Below are 14,818 nucleotides of genomic sequence, written 5' to 3'. Positions count from 1 at the left end.
AATTTCTCGAAGTCAGCACGTCGGTTCTGTTGGGGCACTGGCCGCCGGCTTCGTTTTGGGCAGAAAAAACACAAAAAGCCGGAAAAATTCGGCGAGGAAAAAATGGCAGAAGAAAACAAGAAGAAGCCGAATCCTATCGACATCCATGTCGGAAGTCGCATCAGGCTTCGTCGCAATATGTTGGGAATGAGCCAGGAAAAGCTGGGCGAGAACCTCGGCATAACGTTTCAGCAGATACAGAAATACGAAAAGGGTACCAATCGCGTTGGCGCCAGCCGTTTGCAGGCAATCGCCTCGATACTGGGTGTGCCTGTCGCTTTCTTTTTCGAGGACGCGCCGGGCCAGGAGGCCGTGGGCAACCGCGGATTTGCGGAGGATGCATCAATGGCTTCTGCCGTCGAATTCTGCGGCAGTCCTGAAGGTCTTCAACTCAACCGGGCCTTCGTCAAGATCACCGACGTGAAGATACGCCGCAAGGTTATCGAGCTTGTGAAGGCCCTTTCCTCCGACGCAGTCGATTGATTACGCAGATTGGTCTGGGTCGATTGATTGGCAGCCGTTGAAACGTCGAAGATAGCAAAGCCGTCATTGCGGGCATGCAAATTCTTGCGATCTCGCGCATCGTGGAATTTACATCCCGCAGGTATGCCGGAGAGCGGATCGATTTTGCTCGACAGCCATGCTTAAAGTCTTTCTCATCAACGTGTTGAAGCTAAAGCACGTGCTGGAGCCAGGCAGGCTGGCGGCATCCTGCCGGCGGTCAAAGTGGTACAAGATAATGGCACCCACCGCTTGACGAGCGCTGCTCGGCACAGCTAACACGTGGCGCGCCAATCGGCAGCGTGCCGATGATTTTTCAAGAGGGGACACCCGTGACGCGGCAAAACTATCTATTCACCTCGGAATCCGTTGCCGAGGGTCATCCCGACAAGGTCTGCGACCGTATCTCCGACGAGATCGTCGATCTGGTCTATCGCGAGGCCAGAAAGACCGGCATGGACCCCTGGAAGGTCCGCGTCGCCTGCGAAACGCTGGCGACCACGAATCGCGTCGTCATCGCTGGCGAGGTGCGCGTCCCCGAGACCCTGCTCAAGAAGGACAAGGCCGGCAACATCCTGATGGATGCCGCCGGTCATCCGCTCGTCAATCCGGCGAAGTTCAAGTCGGCCGCCCGCAAGGCGATCCGCGAAATCGGCTATGAACAGGCCGGTTTCCACTGGAAGACGGCAAAGATCGAGGTTCTGCTGCACGGCCAGTCACCGGATATCGGCCAGGGCGTCGACAATGCCTCCGACCGGCAAGGCGAGGAAGGGGCTGGCGACCAGGGCATCATGTTCGGCTATGCCTGCCGCGAGACCCCGGATCTGATGCCAGCGCCGATCTACTACAGCCACAAGATCCTCGAACTGCTGGCCGCCGCGCGCCATGAAGGCAACGGCGATGCCGGCCGGCTCGGGCCGGACGCCAAGAGCCAGGTCACCGTCCGCTATATCGACGGCAAGGCGGCGGAAGTGACGCAGATCGTGCTGTCCACCCAGCATCTCGACGCCAACTGGGATTCGAAGAAGGTCCGCAACGTCGTCGAACCCTATATTCGTGAGGCGCTGGGCGACCTTAAGATCGCCGACAACTGCAACTGGTACATCAACCCGACAGGCAAGTTCGTCATCGGCGGGCCCGACGGCGACGCCGGCCTGACCGGGCGCAAGATCATCGTCGACACTTACGGCGGTGCTGCGCCTCATGGCGGCGGGGCTTTTTCCGGCAAGGACACCACCAAGGTCGACCGTTCCGCGGCCTATGCGGCCCGCTACCTCGCCAAGAACGTGGTGGCGGCGAAGCTCGCCGATCGCTGCACCATCCAGCTTTCCTATGCCATTGGCGTGGCCCAGCCGCTGTCGGTCTATGTCGACCTGCACGGCACCGGCAGGGTCGATGAGGCAAAGCTCGAGCAGGCGCTGCGCACCGTGATGGATCTGTCGCCGTCCGGCATCCGTCGCCATCTCGATCTCAACAAGCCGATTTATGCCAAGACGTCGTCTTATGGTCATTTCGGCCGCAAGGCCGGCCGCGACGGGTCCTTCTCCTGGGAAAAGACCGACCTCGCCAAGGCTCTCAAGGACGCACTCGCCGAAGCGCCTGCCGAAGCAGTCGCGGCCTAGCCGCGGCGTCCATAGATCCGGAAGACATGGATCCGAAAGACCGGCCAAGCCGTGCGACCGAAGCATTTTTCGGTCGCCGGCGCGGCAAGGCCATCCGTCCGCAGCAGGCAGCGGCACTGGAAAGCGGTTTTAGCACTTACCGGCTTGATCTGACGGCCGGACCGCCGGCCGACTTGCGCAGCCTGTTCGAAGCCGATGTCCGCGCCATTCATCTCGAAATTGGTTTTGGTGGCGGCGAGCACCTGCTGCATCGGGCGACGGCGGCTCCTGAGACCGGTTTTGTCGGCGTCGAGCCTTTCGTCAACGGCATGGCCAAGATGATGATGGCGGTCAGGGAACGGCCGCTTGCCAATCTTCGGGTCTATGACGACGACGCCACGCGCCTGCTCGACTGGCTCCCGCAAGCCTCGCTCGACGGCATCGACCTTCTCTATCCCGATCCCTGGCCGAAGAAGAAACACTGGAAGCGCCGCTTCGTCAGTCCGGTCAATCTCGACCGTTTCGCGCGCGTGCTGAAGTCAGGCGGAACATTCCGCTTTGCGTCCGATATCGATAGCTATGTGAACTGGACGCTGCTGCACTGCCGGGCACATGAAGCGTTTGCGTGGCAGGCTGAAGAGGCAGCCGACTGGCAGCGGCCCTATAAGGGTTGGCCGGGCACACGCTACGAGGCGAAGGCCGTTCGCGAAGGCCGGCGGCCAGCCTACCTCACCTTCGTCCGAAGATAGTCCTATTCAAAGCGCGCCTAGGCGCGCTTTGACGTCGACGAGGACCAGAGATGTCCTCGTCCCTGCGTCGCCGGACTTAGACGCGGCCGATCTTGTTGAAGGCGGCCGGATCCATGCCGAGATTGCGCAGATCGCGTGCGCGCGGCTTGCGGCCGGCTTCGACGGCGTGCGAAGCGGCGACAGCGCTGCCGAACACGGTGAAGAAATCGCCGATAGCCGAGAAAACCTTGCGGTTGGTCATGATTATGCCCTTTCGCCTGCTGCAATGAGTGATTGATTTTGTGCAACGCAACATAGATAGGCGTGTACCGCCTGATATCACAGGGACGTTGGCGCATGGCCGCCATGCACCCTGTGCAACGCTGCCGCCCCCGACAGTTTCGCCCACCCTGCAAGCGGACAATTCATCTGCTTACCGACACGGACTGCATGCGGACTTGAAACGACGGCTGCGATCGTCTATATCAGGCTCAAATTCTTGGTCGGTATGGCGAAGAGTGGGTCCACCCGGTCCCGCTCTTTTTTGTTACCTTCCGGCCGCCGACGAAGCGACAGGAATAGAATGACGGCAACGGTACCCGACAGCGACGACCGCATCATCCGCGAAAGCGGCATCGATGCACGCATCGCGCTGATCGTGCAGCCGGTTCTGCGTGCCATTGGATTCCGCCTTGTCAGGGTGCATCTGACGGGCCAGAACGGGCTGACGCTGCAGATCATGGCCGAACGCGAGGACGGCACCATGACCGTCGAGGATTGCGAAGAGGTCAGCCGGGCGGTGTCGCCGGCGCTCGATGTCGATGATCCGATCGAAAAGGCGTATCATCTCGAAGTGTCGTCGCCGGGAATCGACCGGCCGCTGGTCCGCAAGTCGGATTTCGCGACCTGGACGGGTCATCTGGTGAAGATGGAAACCTCGGTCCTCGTCGCCGACCGCAAGCGCTTCAAGGGCAAGATCGCCGAGAGCGACGCGGACGGCGTGCTGATCGAGCGCGACAAGGCGGCCTATGGCGAACAGCCGACGGTGCGTGTGCCCTACGATGCGATTGCCGAAGCACGGCTGATCCTGACCGACGACCTTATCCGCGACGCACTGTCGAAGGACAACAGGGCGCGCAAGGAAGCCAAGAAGCGCCGCGGCGAGCCCGAAGACGCGCCAGAGGGCGTGGAAGCGGGCGTAGAAGATGAAACCGAACAGGAAATGTGATTGGGCTGCCGGGCGCAAAGCCACGGCAACAGGCTCGGGAGAAAAGAGATGGTTGTAAGCGCCAACAGGCTTGAACTGCTGCAGATCGCCGATGCGGTCGCGCGTGAGAAGTCGATCGACAAGTCGATCGTCATCGCCGCCATGGCCGATGCGATCCAGAAGGCGGCGCGCTCGCGCTATGGCCAGGAAACCAACATCCGTGCCGACATCAATCCGAATACCGGCGAGATGAAGCTGCAGCGGCTGATGGAAGTGGTCGAGAAGGTCGACGATTATGCGACGCAGATCGCCATATCCTCGGCGCGTGAGCGCAATCCCGACGCCCAGCTCGGCGACTTCATTGCCGAACAGCTGCCGCCGATGGATTTCGGCCGCATCGCCGCCCAGTCGGCCAAGCAGGTCATCGTGCAGAAGGTGCGCGAGGCCGAGCGTGACCGCCAGTACGACGAGTACAAGGACCGTATCGGCGAGATCGTCAACGGTACTGTCAAACGCGTCGAATACGGCAACGTCATCGTCGATCTCGGCCGCGGTGAGGCGATCATCCGTCGCGACGAGCTGATCCCGCGCGAAAATTACAAATATGGCGATCGCGTCCGCGCCTATGTCTATGACGTGCGCCGCGAGCAGCGCGGTCCGCAGATATTCCTGTCTCGCACCCATCCGCAGTTCATGGCGAAGCTGTTCACCATGGAAGTGCCGGAGATCTACGACGGCATCATCGAGATCAAGTCGGTCGCCCGCGATCCAGGTTCGCGCGCCAAGATCGCCGTCATCTCGCGTGACAGTTCCATCGATCCGGTTGGCGCCTGCGTCGGCATGCGCGGCAGCCGCGTTCAGGCGGTGGTCGGCGAATTGCAGGGCGAGAAGATCGACATCATTCCGTGGTCGCCTTCGGCCGCTTCCTTCATCGTCAACGCGCTGCAGCCGGCGGAAGTCGCCAAGGTCGTGCTCGATGAGGACGCCGAACGCATCGAGGTCGTGGTGCCGGACGACCAGCTGTCGCTGGCCATCGGCCGCCGCGGCCAGAACGTCCGGCTCGCCTCGCAGCTCACCGGCTGGGACATCGACATCCTGACCGAACAGGAAGAGAGCGAGCGCCGCCAGAAGGAGTTCGTCGAACGCTCGGCGCTGTTCATGGATGCGCTCAACGTCGACGAGATGGTCGGCCAGGTGCTCGCCTCCGAAGGCTTCACCAGCGTCGAGGAAGTCGCCTATGTCGATGCCGACGAGATCGCGTCGATCGATGGCTTCGACGAGGACACCGCCTCGGAAATCCAGGCCCGCGCCCGCGAATATCTGGAGAAGATCGAAGCCGAGCATGACGAGAAGCGCAAGGCGCTCGGCGTCAAGGACGAGTTGCGTGAGATTCCAGGCGTGACCACCGCCATGATGGTGACGCTCGGCGAGGACGGCGTGAAGACGATCGAGGATTTCGCCGGCTATGCGGCCGATGATCTGACCGGTTGGAAGGAACGCAAGGACGGCGAGACGAAGGTATTCCCGGGCGTGCTCGCCAATCACGGCGTGTCGCGGGCCGATGCTGAACAGATGGTTCTGGCTGCCCGCCTCAAGGCCGGCTGGATCACCGAAGACGAGCTTGCAGCCGAAGACGTGCCGGCTGACGAAGCCGTTGGTGCGTGAGGTGAAACCGCATCGCACACAAGCCGCCCTTGGACGAGATGAACGATCGCACTTGCATCGTCACGCGCAAACAGGCCGAACCGGATGAACTGATCCGTTTCGTCGTCGGCCCGGATTCGGCCGTCGTTCCGGATATCAAGAAAAACCTGCCCGGACGCGGTTGCTGGGTGACTGCCGACCGCCTACATATCGACAAGGCGGCAGCGAAAAACCTGTTCGCTCGCGCCTTCAAGGCGCAGGTGACCGTGCCGACCGACCTCGGCGACATGGTCGACGGGCTGCTTTCCAGATACGCTCTGGGCATGCTCGGTCTTGCCCGCAAGGCAGGCGCGATCGCGCTCGGCGCCACCAAGGTTGAGAGCGCGGTGCGTGGCGGGCTGGCGCTTTTCGTGTTGCATGCGACCGAGGCGTCAGATGACGGCGTCCGCAAGATCAGCCAGGCGCGACGGGCAACCGTCCACCTCGGTGGCCCCGCCATCCTTGCCTACAAACTTTTCTCCGAGGCCGAGTTGAGCTTGGCATTGGGGGGTACAAATGTGATACATGCTGCCGTTCTCGCGGGAGACGCGGGCAGGGCGGTCCAGAAGCGCATGGTTGCGCTCGACCGGTATCGGGGCGGTTCCCCGGACGATCTGGCAATGCTTGCGGCCGTTGCTGACGAAGATGATGCCGCAGAGGATATGGAATGAGCGATACGAAATCGGGCGACGACAAGACGTTGAGTGTTACGCCGAAGAAGACTTTGACGCTGAAGCGCCCCGGTACGGAACAGGGCACCGTGCGCCAGAGCTTCTCGCATGGCCGCACCAAGGCGGTCGTGGTCGAGACCAAGAAGCGCAAGTTCTCGCTGCCCGGTGACAAGCCGGAGCCGGCTGCTGCCCCTGTGTCCGTCCTCACGCCGAAGCCACCGGTCGCGGCAGCGCCGGTTGTGCAGGAAGCGCCCAAGGCGCCGCCGCCTCCGCCGCCGGTCGAACGCGGCGGCATGGTGCTGAACCAATTGTCGCGCGATGAAATGGAGGCGCGCCGCCGGGCTCTTGAGGGTTCGAAGGTGCGCGACGTCGAGGATCGACAGCGCGCCATCGACGAGGCCAAGCGCCGCGCCGAGGATGAAGAGCGCCGCCGTCGCGAGCGCGAGGAATCCGCGCGCCGCCAAGCCGAGGAAGAAGCCCGGCTGCAGGCCGAGGCCGAGTCCCGCCGGCGTGCCGAGGAAGAGGCGCGCCGCCGCGCGCCGCTGACCGCCGAACTGGCGACAGTCGACGACGAGGACATCAAGCCGAAGCGGACCGGCGCCGGCGCCCCGGTGCGCCGTCCGGTCACGCCGGAAGTGGCGCGTCCGGCCAAGCCGACCAAGGGCGAGGAAGATCGCCGCCGCGGCAAGCTGACGCTGAATGCCGCACTTTCCGATGAGGATGCGCGTGCGCGTTCGCTGTCGTCGATGCGTCGGCGCCAGGAGAAATTCAAGCGCGCGCTGCATAACGAACCGCGCGAGAAAGTCATGCGCGAAGTGATACTTCCCGAAACCATCACCATCCAGGAACTGGCTCAGCGCATGTCCGAGCGCGCCGTCGATGTGGTCAAATTCTTCATGAAACAGGGCCAGATCCTGAAGCCGGGCGACGTCATCGACGCCGACACGGCCGAACTGGTCGCTACCGAATTCGGCCACACGGTTCGCCGCGTCGCCGAGTCCGACATCGAGGAAGGCCTCTTCAACATCGCCGATCGTCCCGAGGATCTCGAGCCGCGTCCGCCGGTGGTGACCATCATGGGCCATGTCGATCACGGCAAGACGTCGCTGCTCGATGCCATCCGCAATGCCAATGTTGTGTCCGGCGAGGCCGGCGGCATCACCCAGCATATCGGCGCCTATCAGGTCGAGAAGAACGGTAACAAGATCACCTTCATCGACACGCCTGGCCACGCCGCCTTCACGGCGATGCGCGCCCGTGGCGCTCAGGCGACCGACATCGCCATCCTGGTAGTGGCGGCCGACGACAGCGTGATGCCGCAGACGATCGAATCGATCAGCCATGCCAAGGCGGCCGGCGTTCCGATCATTGTGGCGATCAACAAGATCGACAAGCATGACGCCGACCCGCAGAAGGTGCGCTCGGAACTGCTGCGCCACGAAGTCTTCGTCGAATCGATGGGCGGCGAGGTGCTGGACGTCGAAGTGTCGGCGACCAAGGGCACCAATCTCGACAAGCTACTCGAAGCGATCCTGCTGCAGGCCGAAATCCTCGACCTGAAGGCCAATCCGGACCGCACCGCCGAGGGCGTCGTCATCGAAGCCCAGCTCGACAAGGGCCGCGGCCCCGTCGCCACGGTGCTGGTCCAGACCGGCACGCTGATGCCTGGTGACATCCTTGTTGCCGGTAACGAATGGGGCCGGGTGCGCGCGCTGGTCAACGACCGCGGCGGGCAGATCAAGGAAGCGCCGCCGGCGATGCCCGTGGAAGTGCTCGGACTGCAGGGAACCCCGCAGGCCGGCGACCGCTTCGCCGTCGTCAACAACGAGGCCCGCGCCCGCGAGATCACCGAATATCGCCAGCGTCTGGCGCGTGAGAAGGCGGTGGCCAAGCATGCCGGCCAGCGTGGTTCGCTCGAACAGATGATGTCGCAACTGCAGACGAGCGGGCTGAAGGAATTCCCGCTGGTCATCAAGGGCGACGTGCAGGGCTCGATCGAGGCGATCAGCGCGGCGCTGGACAAGCTCGGCACCGACGAGGTGCGTGCGCGCATCGTTCATGCGGGCGCCGGCGGCATCACCGAAAGCGATGTCTCGCTGGCGGAAACCTCGGGCGCCGCAATCATCGGCTTCAACGTTCGCGCCAATGTGCAGGCGCGTGCGGCGGCCGCGGCTGCAGGCATCGAGATCCGCTACTACTCGATCATCTACAACCTTGTGGATGACGTGAAGGCGGCGCTGTCCGGCCTGCTGTCGCCGGAGCGTCGCGAGACCTTCATTGGCAATGCCGAGATCCTTGAGATCTTCGACATCACCAAGGTCGGCAAGATCGCCGGCTGCCGTGTCACCGAAGGCAAGGTCGAGCGCGGTGCGGGCGTTCGCCTGATCCGCGACAACGTCGTCATCCACGAAGGCACGCTGAAGACGCTGAAGCGCTTCAAGGACGAAGTTGCAGAGGTTCCGGGTGGCCAGGAATGCGGCATGGCGTTCCAGAACTACGAAGACATGCGCGTCGGCGACGTCATCGAGTGCTTCCGCGTCGAGATGGTGACCAGGACGCTCTGAGTTCGAGCAACTTGAGTTCGAGCATTTACAGACCGGGCGGTGGTCGAAAGGCTGCCGCCTAAACCATGATCCCGAAAAGTGGTATCCGGTTTTCGGAGAAGATCATGGTCAACAAAAAATAGAGCCTGATCCATCCCGATTTCTATCGGGATGGATCAGGCTTTAAAGCATATGAGACATGCGGCGCGGTCCCATCCCGTGCCTCACGATTTCAGGATAGAGAAAAATGCCCCGTTCAACCACGTCAGGTCCATCCCAGCGCATGCTTCGCGTCGGCGAGCAGGTGCGGCATGCGCTGTCGGAAATCTTGCAACGTGGCGAGATCCTCGATCCGCTGATCGAGAATTCGGTGGTTTCGGTCTCGGAGGTGCGCATGTCGCCCGATCTGAAGATCGCCACCGCTTTCGTCTCGCCGCTTGGCGCCAGTGATGCCGATGCGGTGGTCGAGGCGCTCAACAAGCATGCGAAATTCGTGCGCGGCCGCGTTTCCGGCGCGCTCCGGCAGATGAAGTACATGCCGGAATTCCGCTTCCGGCTCGACACCAGCTACGACAATTTCCAGAAGATCAACGAATTGTTGCACTCGCCCGAAGTGGCGCGCGATCTCGGCCCAGACGCCCAGATCGGCGACCAGAACAAAGACAACGACAAGGACGAAAAATAGTGGCGCGTCGCGGCAAGAAGACGGGTCGGCCGATCTCCGGCTGGCTGGTGCTGGACAAACCCGTCGGCATGGGTTCGACCGAAGCCGTCTCCAAGATCAAATGGCTGTTCCAGGCGGAAAAGGCCGGCCATGCCGGCACGCTCGACCCGCTCGCTTCCGGCATGCTGCCGATCGCGCTCGGCGAAGCGACCAAGACCGTCCCCTATGTCCAGGATGGCGCCAAGGTTTACCGCTTCACGGTTGCCTGGGGTGAGGAGCGTTCGACCGATGACCTCGAAGGGCCGGTGACGAAAAGCTCCGACCAGCGTCCGGCTGAAGCCGATGTGCTTTTGCTGATGCCGAAATACACCGGCGTCATCATGCAGACGCCGCCGCAATTTTCGGCCATCAAGATCGCAGGCGAGCGCGCCTATGATCTTGCCCGCGACGGCGCGACGGTCGACATTCCGGCGCGGGAAGTCGAGATCGGCCGCCTCGACCTGATCGAGCACAGTGCTGACAGCACCATTTTCGAGGTCGAATGCGGCAAGGGCACCTATGTCCGCTCGCTGGCCCGCGACATGGGCCGCGATCTCGGCTGTTTCGGTCACATCGCCCAACTGCGCCGGATCGAGGTCGAGCCGTTCACGCAGGAAGACTTCGTCACCATCGCCGAGCTGGAAGCCGCCCGCTTCGGCGAACAGCCCGATGAGGGTTCGGATTCAGCGGCCACTATGCCGGTCGACTTCGACGCCATCGACGCGTTTCTGGTCGACACGTCAGCCGCGCTCGACTGCCTGCCGCAGATCGCGATCAGCGACGACGCGGCAACAAAAATCCGCCTCGGCAACCCGGTCATCATCCGTGGCCGCGACGCGCCGGTGGAAGCCGAGGAGGCCTGCGCCACGGCGCGCGGCAAGCTGGTCGCCATCGGCGCCATCGAGCAAGGCATGTTCAAGCCGAAGCGGGTCTTTGCCGGCTGAGCCCCCTCGTCTAATCTCGATCAGAGGTACATTCGAGGGGCACATGGCAAAGGCCGAGACGATCAGGAAGCGGGCGCCGGTGACAGCACGGCGGCCGCCGATCGGCGCATCACCAGGCACACTGATCGCCGACCCTGCGGCGCGGCGCAGTGAACTGCGACTGACACTGATGTCGCCCGACAAATTCGAGACAATCGAAGATGCCAGCATCAACGACCTGAATGCTCATTGCAACGCATGGCCGGTCGTCTGGCTCGATTGCACCGGTCTCGCCAACATCCCGCTGATCGAGGAGATCGGCCGGATTTTCAGCCTGCATCCGCTGGCGCTGGAAGACGTCGTCAACACCGGCCAGCGGCCGAAGGTGGACTTCTTCGAGGACCATGCCTTCGTCGTCGTCAGGATGATCGACGACGTCACCGCGCATCGCTACGAGCAGATCGCGGTCTTCTTCGGCAGGAACTTCGTCGTCACGTTCCAGGTGCGCGAAGGCGATCCGTTCGATCCCGTGCGCAAGCGCATCGAAAGCTCGATGCCCAACCGGCTGCGCTCACGCGGCGCCGACTATCTCGCCTATGCGCTGATCGACGCCATTGTCGACAGTTATTTCCCGCCGATCGAGACCGCCGGCGACTTGGTCGACAGCATCGAGGACCAGATGCTGCGCGCGGCGGACAGGCACCAGATGCGGCGGCTTCACGAGTTGCGGCGCGACGCCAACGTGCTGAAGGGGGTGCTTTGGCCGATGCGCGACGCGCTGGCGACGCTGATCCGCAACGACGTGCCCTACGTCAAGCCCGAGACCAAGATCTTCCTGAACGACACGCTCGATCACTCGCTTCGGCTCATCGAACTGGTCGAAACCCAGCGCGACATGCTGACCGGTCTGATCGAGATGCATCTGTCGCTGAGTCAGGCACGCACCAGCGACGTCATCAGCTATCTGACGATCGTCTCGGTGATCTTTATCCCGCTCACCTTTCTCGCTGGCGTGTGGGGCATGAACTTCGATCCCGAAGCCTCGCCATGGAACATGCCGGAGCTGAAGGCCCAATACGGCTATCCGGCAGCGCTGGTGTTCATGGCCGTTGTCGCGCTCGGGCTTGTCGCCTTCTTCAGATGGAAGAAGTGGCTTTAGCCGAGGCGAAATCTTCGTTTGTGCAGCAAAAAGCCGGCTTGTGAATTGGGCTGGTGTTTTTGCCTGAATTGCCCTATATGCGCCGCAGCATCGTGCAATGCCACGTTGCTTGTACCGGCCCCTGCTGGACGACATCCCGGCCGAGGGCGTCCCGTTTCCTCAAACAGATAAGGAAAAACACGATGTCGATTACTGCCGAGCGCAAGAAGGAATTGATGGGTGAATTCGCAACCGCCAAGGGCGATACCGGGTCTCCGGAAGTCCAGGTGGCCATCCTTTCCGAGCGCATCAAGAACCTGACCGACCATTTCAAGGACCACAAGAAGGATAACCATTCCCGCCGTGGTCTGCTCGCTCTCGTCTCCCAGCGCCGCAGCCTGCTTGATTATCTCAAGCGCAAGGACGACGCGCGCTATCAGACGCTGATCGAGAAGCTCGGTCTGCGCCGTTGACGAATTGACCGGCGGGTTCTTTCGAGAGCCCGCCGGTCGCGCATTGGAGCAGTCCATTGCTCCAATGAAGGAAGTAGAGCGCCGCGCTTCGAGTTGCACGCGCACATGGGACGCTCTGAAACTTTGAATTTGCGCAAGGCATTTCCGAGAGCCGCGGTTTTCGGGTCATGCGCAAGGCCAGTCGGATCGATTGGCCAGACCCGGTTTCGATATAGCACAGGGCCATTCGAAACCGCCCATGGACGGTCATGGGGCAGGATTGCAGGACGCTCGCGCGGCACCCGCGCCGGATTTACCCGAGCTTCCCGTTGTCTTGCCCGTGGCTGCCCGAGAAACGAAGCCAAGGGAAAGGGGCACTCGCGCACGGTGAAATGGCGCGGCCCTTTCCGCATATGAAGGACAAGACATGTTCAATCACCACAAAGTGGAAATCGAATGGGGCGGCCGTCCGCTCATCCTCGAAACCGGCAAGATTGCGCGCCAGGCTGACGGCGCGGTGCTCGCCACCTACGGCGAAACCAAGGTTCTCGCCACCGTCGTTTCGATGAAGGAACCAAAACCCGGCCTCGATTTCTTCCCGCTGACCGTCAACTACCAGGAAAAGACCTATGCCGCCGGCAAGATCCCGGGCGGCTATTTCAAGCGCGAAGGCCGTCCGAGCGAAAAGGAAACGCTGGTTTCCCGTCTCATCGACCGTCCGATCCGCCCACTCTTCGCTGACGGTTACAAGAACGACACGCAGATCGTTGTCACCGTCGTCCAGCATGATCTCGAAAACGACCCGGACATCCTGTCGATCGTCGCCACCTCGGCGGCTTTGACGCTGTCCGGCGTCCCTTTCATGGGCCCGATCGGCGGCGCCCGCGTCGGCTACATCAACGGCGAATATGTGCTCAATCCGCATGTCGACGAGATGCAGGAATCCAAGCTTGACCTGATCGTCGCCGGCACCTCCGACGCCGTGCTGATGGTCGAGTCCGAAGCCAAGGAACTCGGCGAGGATCTGATGCTCGGCGCCGTCATGTTCGGCCATCGCGGCTTCCAGCCGGTGATCGACGCCATCATCAAGCTTGCAGAAGTCGCCGCCAAGGATCCGCGTGACTTCACCGCGCCGGATTATTCGGCGCTTGAAGCCGAGATGCTGAAGATCGTCGAAGGCGAGCTTCGCGATGCCTACAAGATCACTGACAAGCAGAAGCGCTATGCCGCCGTCGACGCCGTCAAGGCGAAGGTCAAGGCTGCGTTCGCACCCGCAGAAGGCGAAGAAGCCAAGTATACGTCCGAGCAGATCGGCACCGTGTTCAAGGAGCTCCAGGCCAAGGTCGTGCGCTGGAACATCCTCGACACCGGTTCGCGCATCGACGGCCGCGATCTGAAGACGGTTCGCAAGATCGTCTCCGAAGTCGGCGTCCTGCCGCGCACCCACGGCTCGGCGCTGTTCACCCGCGGCGAGACCCAGGCGCTGGTCGTCGCCACGCTCGGCACCGGCGAGGACGAGCAGTATGTCGATTCGCTGACCGGCATGTACAAGGAGAAGTTCCTCCTTCACTACAACTTCCCTCCCTATTCGGTCGGTGAAACCGGTCGCATGGGTTCGCCCGGCCGCCGCGAAATCGGCCACGGCAAGCTCGCCTGGCGCGCGATCCGCCCGATGCTGCCGACATCGGACCAGTTCCCCTACACGCTGCGCGTCGTCTCGGAGATCACCGAGTCCAACGGCTCGTCGTCGATGGCTACCGTCTGCGGCACCTCGCTGGCGCTGATGGATGCCGGTGTGCCGCTGGCCAAGCCGGTCGCCGGCATCGCCATGGGTCTGATCAAGGAAGGCGAGCGCTTCGCGGTGCTCTCCGACATCCTCGGCGACGAGGACCATCTCGGCGACATGGACTTCAAGGTTGCCGGCACCGCCAACGGCATCACCTCGCTGCAGATGGACATCAAGATCGAGGGCATCACCGAGGAGATCATGAAGATCGCGCTGGATCAGGCCAAGGACGGCCGCCAGCATATCCTCGGCGAAATGGGCCATGCGCTGTCCGGCGCGCGCTCCGAACTCGGCGAATTCGCGCCGCGCATCGAGGTCATGCACATCCCGACCGACAAGATCCGCGACGTGATTGGCTCGGGCGGCAAGGTCATCCGCGAGATCGTCGAAAAGACCGGCGCCAAGATCAACATCGAGGACGACGGCACGGTCAAGATCGCTTCGTCCAACGCCAAGGAGATCGAGGCGGCGAAGAAGTGGATCCACACCATCGTCGCCGAGCCGGAAGTCGGCGAAATCTACGAAGGCACGGTCGTCAAGACCGCCGAATTCGGCGCTTTCGTCAACTTCTTCGGTCCGCGTGACGGCCTCGTCCACATCTCGCAGCTTGCCAATGATCGCGTCGCCAAGACTTCGGACGTCGTCAAGGAAGGCGACAAGGTCTGGGTCAAGCTGATGGGCTTCGATGAGCGCGGCAAGGTCCGCCTGTCGATGAAGGTCGTCGACCAGGCCACCGGCAAGGAAATCGCCCGCGACAAGAAGGCCGACGGCGAAGAAGACGCCGCCTGAGCGATCTGACCGAACAATCGAAACGGGCGCGCCGACAGGTCGCGCCCGCTTTCA

At 62.4% G+C, this 14,818-nt stretch carries 13 protein-coding genes; 12 read left to right on the top strand and 1 reads right to left on the bottom strand.

Going from position 1 to position 14,818, the window contains the following annotated elements; all coding sequences use genetic code 11:
• Nucleotides 1-102 precede the first annotated feature (102 nt).
• From BLT09_RS29550 to trmB, 3 genes are all read left to right on the top strand, one after another.
• A complete protein-coding gene (locus BLT09_RS29550; RefSeq protein ID WP_023802110.1) occupies nt 103-522 on the top strand; it encodes a helix-turn-helix domain-containing protein in 420 nt (139 codons plus the stop codon).
• A 326-nt stretch (nt 523-848) separates the two neighbouring features.
• Nucleotides 849-2,162: a methionine adenosyltransferase gene (metK, locus tag BLT09_RS29545; RefSeq protein WP_236473663.1), complete on the top strand. Its 1,314-nt coding sequence runs from the start codon at nt 849-851 to the stop codon at nt 2,160-2,162.
• 26 nt (nt 2,163-2,188) lie between these two features.
• Entirely contained in the window at nt 2,189-2,890 is a 702-nt protein-coding gene (gene trmB / locus BLT09_RS29540; protein WP_091599999.1) for a tRNA (guanosine(46)-N7)-methyltransferase TrmB, read from the top strand.
• 76 nt (nt 2,891-2,966) lie between these two features.
• Here the strand turns inward: trmB and BLT09_RS29535 are convergent, their stop codons facing one another.
• The gene (locus BLT09_RS29535) at nt 2,967-3,131 is read right to left on the bottom strand and encodes a hypothetical protein (RefSeq protein ID WP_091599997.1); all 165 of its coding nucleotides are present in this window, start codon (nt 3,129-3,131) and stop codon (nt 2,967-2,969) included.
• A gap of 321 nt (nt 3,132-3,452) precedes the next feature.
• Here BLT09_RS29535 and rimP point away from each other — a divergent pair, with 321 nt between their 5' ends.
• The 9 genes from rimP (at nt 3,453) to pnp (ending at nt 14,764) form a co-directional block, all read left to right on the top strand.
• Nucleotides 3,453-4,097 (top strand): ribosome maturation factor RimP, encoded by a 645-nt coding sequence (rimP, locus tag BLT09_RS29530; RefSeq protein WP_091599995.1) that lies wholly within the window; start codon nt 3,453-3,455, stop codon nt 4,095-4,097.
• A 48-nt stretch (nt 4,098-4,145) separates the two neighbouring features.
• Nucleotides 4,146-5,741, top strand: a complete 1,596-nt coding sequence (gene nusA / locus BLT09_RS29525; protein WP_023802116.1) for a transcription termination factor NusA — start codon at nt 4,146-4,148, stop codon at nt 5,739-5,741.
• Nucleotides 5,742-5,779: 38 nt separating this feature from the next.
• On the top strand, nt 5,780-6,430 hold the full coding sequence (locus BLT09_RS29520; protein WP_091599993.1) for an RNA-binding protein: 651 nt from the start codon (nt 5,780-5,782) through the stop codon (nt 6,428-6,430).
• Entirely contained in the window at nt 6,427-8,994 is a 2,568-nt protein-coding gene (gene infB, locus BLT09_RS29515; RefSeq protein ID WP_091599991.1) for a translation initiation factor IF-2, read from the top strand. The genes BLT09_RS29520 and infB overlap by 4 nt, the downstream gene beginning before the upstream one ends.
• 226 nt (nt 8,995-9,220) lie before the next feature.
• Entirely contained in the window at nt 9,221-9,658 is a 438-nt protein-coding gene (gene rbfA, locus BLT09_RS29510) for a 30S ribosome-binding factor RbfA (protein ID WP_091599989.1), read from the top strand.
• Nucleotides 9,658-10,620 (top strand): tRNA pseudouridine(55) synthase TruB, encoded by a 963-nt coding sequence (gene truB / locus BLT09_RS29505; RefSeq protein WP_091599987.1) that lies wholly within the window; start codon nt 9,658-9,660, stop codon nt 10,618-10,620. Before rbfA ends, truB begins: the two co-directional genes overlap by 1 nt.
• 43 nt (nt 10,621-10,663) lie before the next feature.
• Nucleotides 10,664-11,758 (top strand): magnesium/cobalt transporter CorA, encoded by a 1,095-nt coding sequence (corA, locus tag BLT09_RS29500; protein WP_091599985.1) that lies wholly within the window; start codon nt 10,664-10,666, stop codon nt 11,756-11,758.
• 77 nt (nt 11,759-11,835) lie between these two features.
• Nucleotides 11,836-12,210 carry a 30S ribosomal protein S15 gene (rpsO, locus tag BLT09_RS29495; protein ID WP_274609416.1) on the top strand — a complete coding sequence of 125 codons (375 nt, stop codon included), beginning with the start codon at nt 11,836-11,838 and terminating at the stop codon, nt 12,208-12,210.
• 406 nt (nt 12,211-12,616) lie between these two features.
• A complete protein-coding gene (gene pnp / locus BLT09_RS29490) occupies nt 12,617-14,764 on the top strand; it encodes a polyribonucleotide nucleotidyltransferase (RefSeq protein WP_091599983.1) in 2,148 nt (715 codons plus the stop codon).
• The last annotated feature ends 54 nt before the right edge of the window (nt 14,765-14,818 follow it).

Origin of the sequence: Mesorhizobium muleiense, assembly GCF_900099905.1 — a bacterium.
GTDB classification, from domain to species: domain Bacteria; phylum Pseudomonadota; class Alphaproteobacteria; order Rhizobiales; family Rhizobiaceae; genus Mesorhizobium; species Mesorhizobium muleiense.
Note: the sequence above shows the minus strand (reverse complement) of the source record. Positions and strands in the feature narration are given on the sequence as shown.

Coding starts and splice junctions, on each gene's coding strand:
- BLT09_RS29550 (WP_023802110.1), top strand. CDS start 103: ATGGCAGAAGAAAACAAGAAGAAGCCGAATCCTATCGACATCCATGTC.
- metK (WP_236473663.1), top strand. CDS start 849: ATGATTTTTCAAGAGGGGACACCCGTGACGCGGCAAAACTATCTATTC.
- trmB (WP_091599999.1), top strand. CDS start 2,189: ATGGATCCGAAAGACCGGCCAAGCCGTGCGACCGAAGCATTTTTCGGT.
- BLT09_RS29535 (WP_091599997.1), bottom strand. CDS start 3,131: ATGACCAACCGCAAGGTTTTCTCGGCTATCGGCGATTTCTTCACCGTG.
- rimP (WP_091599995.1), top strand. CDS start 3,453: ATGACGGCAACGGTACCCGACAGCGACGACCGCATCATCCGCGAAAGC.
- nusA (WP_023802116.1), top strand. CDS start 4,146: ATGGTTGTAAGCGCCAACAGGCTTGAACTGCTGCAGATCGCCGATGCG.
- BLT09_RS29520 (WP_091599993.1), top strand. CDS start 5,780: ATGAACGATCGCACTTGCATCGTCACGCGCAAACAGGCCGAACCGGAT.
- infB (WP_091599991.1), top strand. CDS start 6,427: ATGAGCGATACGAAATCGGGCGACGACAAGACGTTGAGTGTTACGCCG.
- rbfA (WP_091599989.1), top strand. CDS start 9,221: ATGCCCCGTTCAACCACGTCAGGTCCATCCCAGCGCATGCTTCGCGTC.
- corA (WP_091599985.1), top strand. CDS start 10,664: ATGGCAAAGGCCGAGACGATCAGGAAGCGGGCGCCGGTGACAGCACGG.
- rpsO (WP_274609416.1), top strand. CDS start 11,836: ATGCGCCGCAGCATCGTGCAATGCCACGTTGCTTGTACCGGCCCCTGC.
- pnp (WP_091599983.1), top strand. CDS start 12,617: ATGTTCAATCACCACAAAGTGGAAATCGAATGGGGCGGCCGTCCGCTC.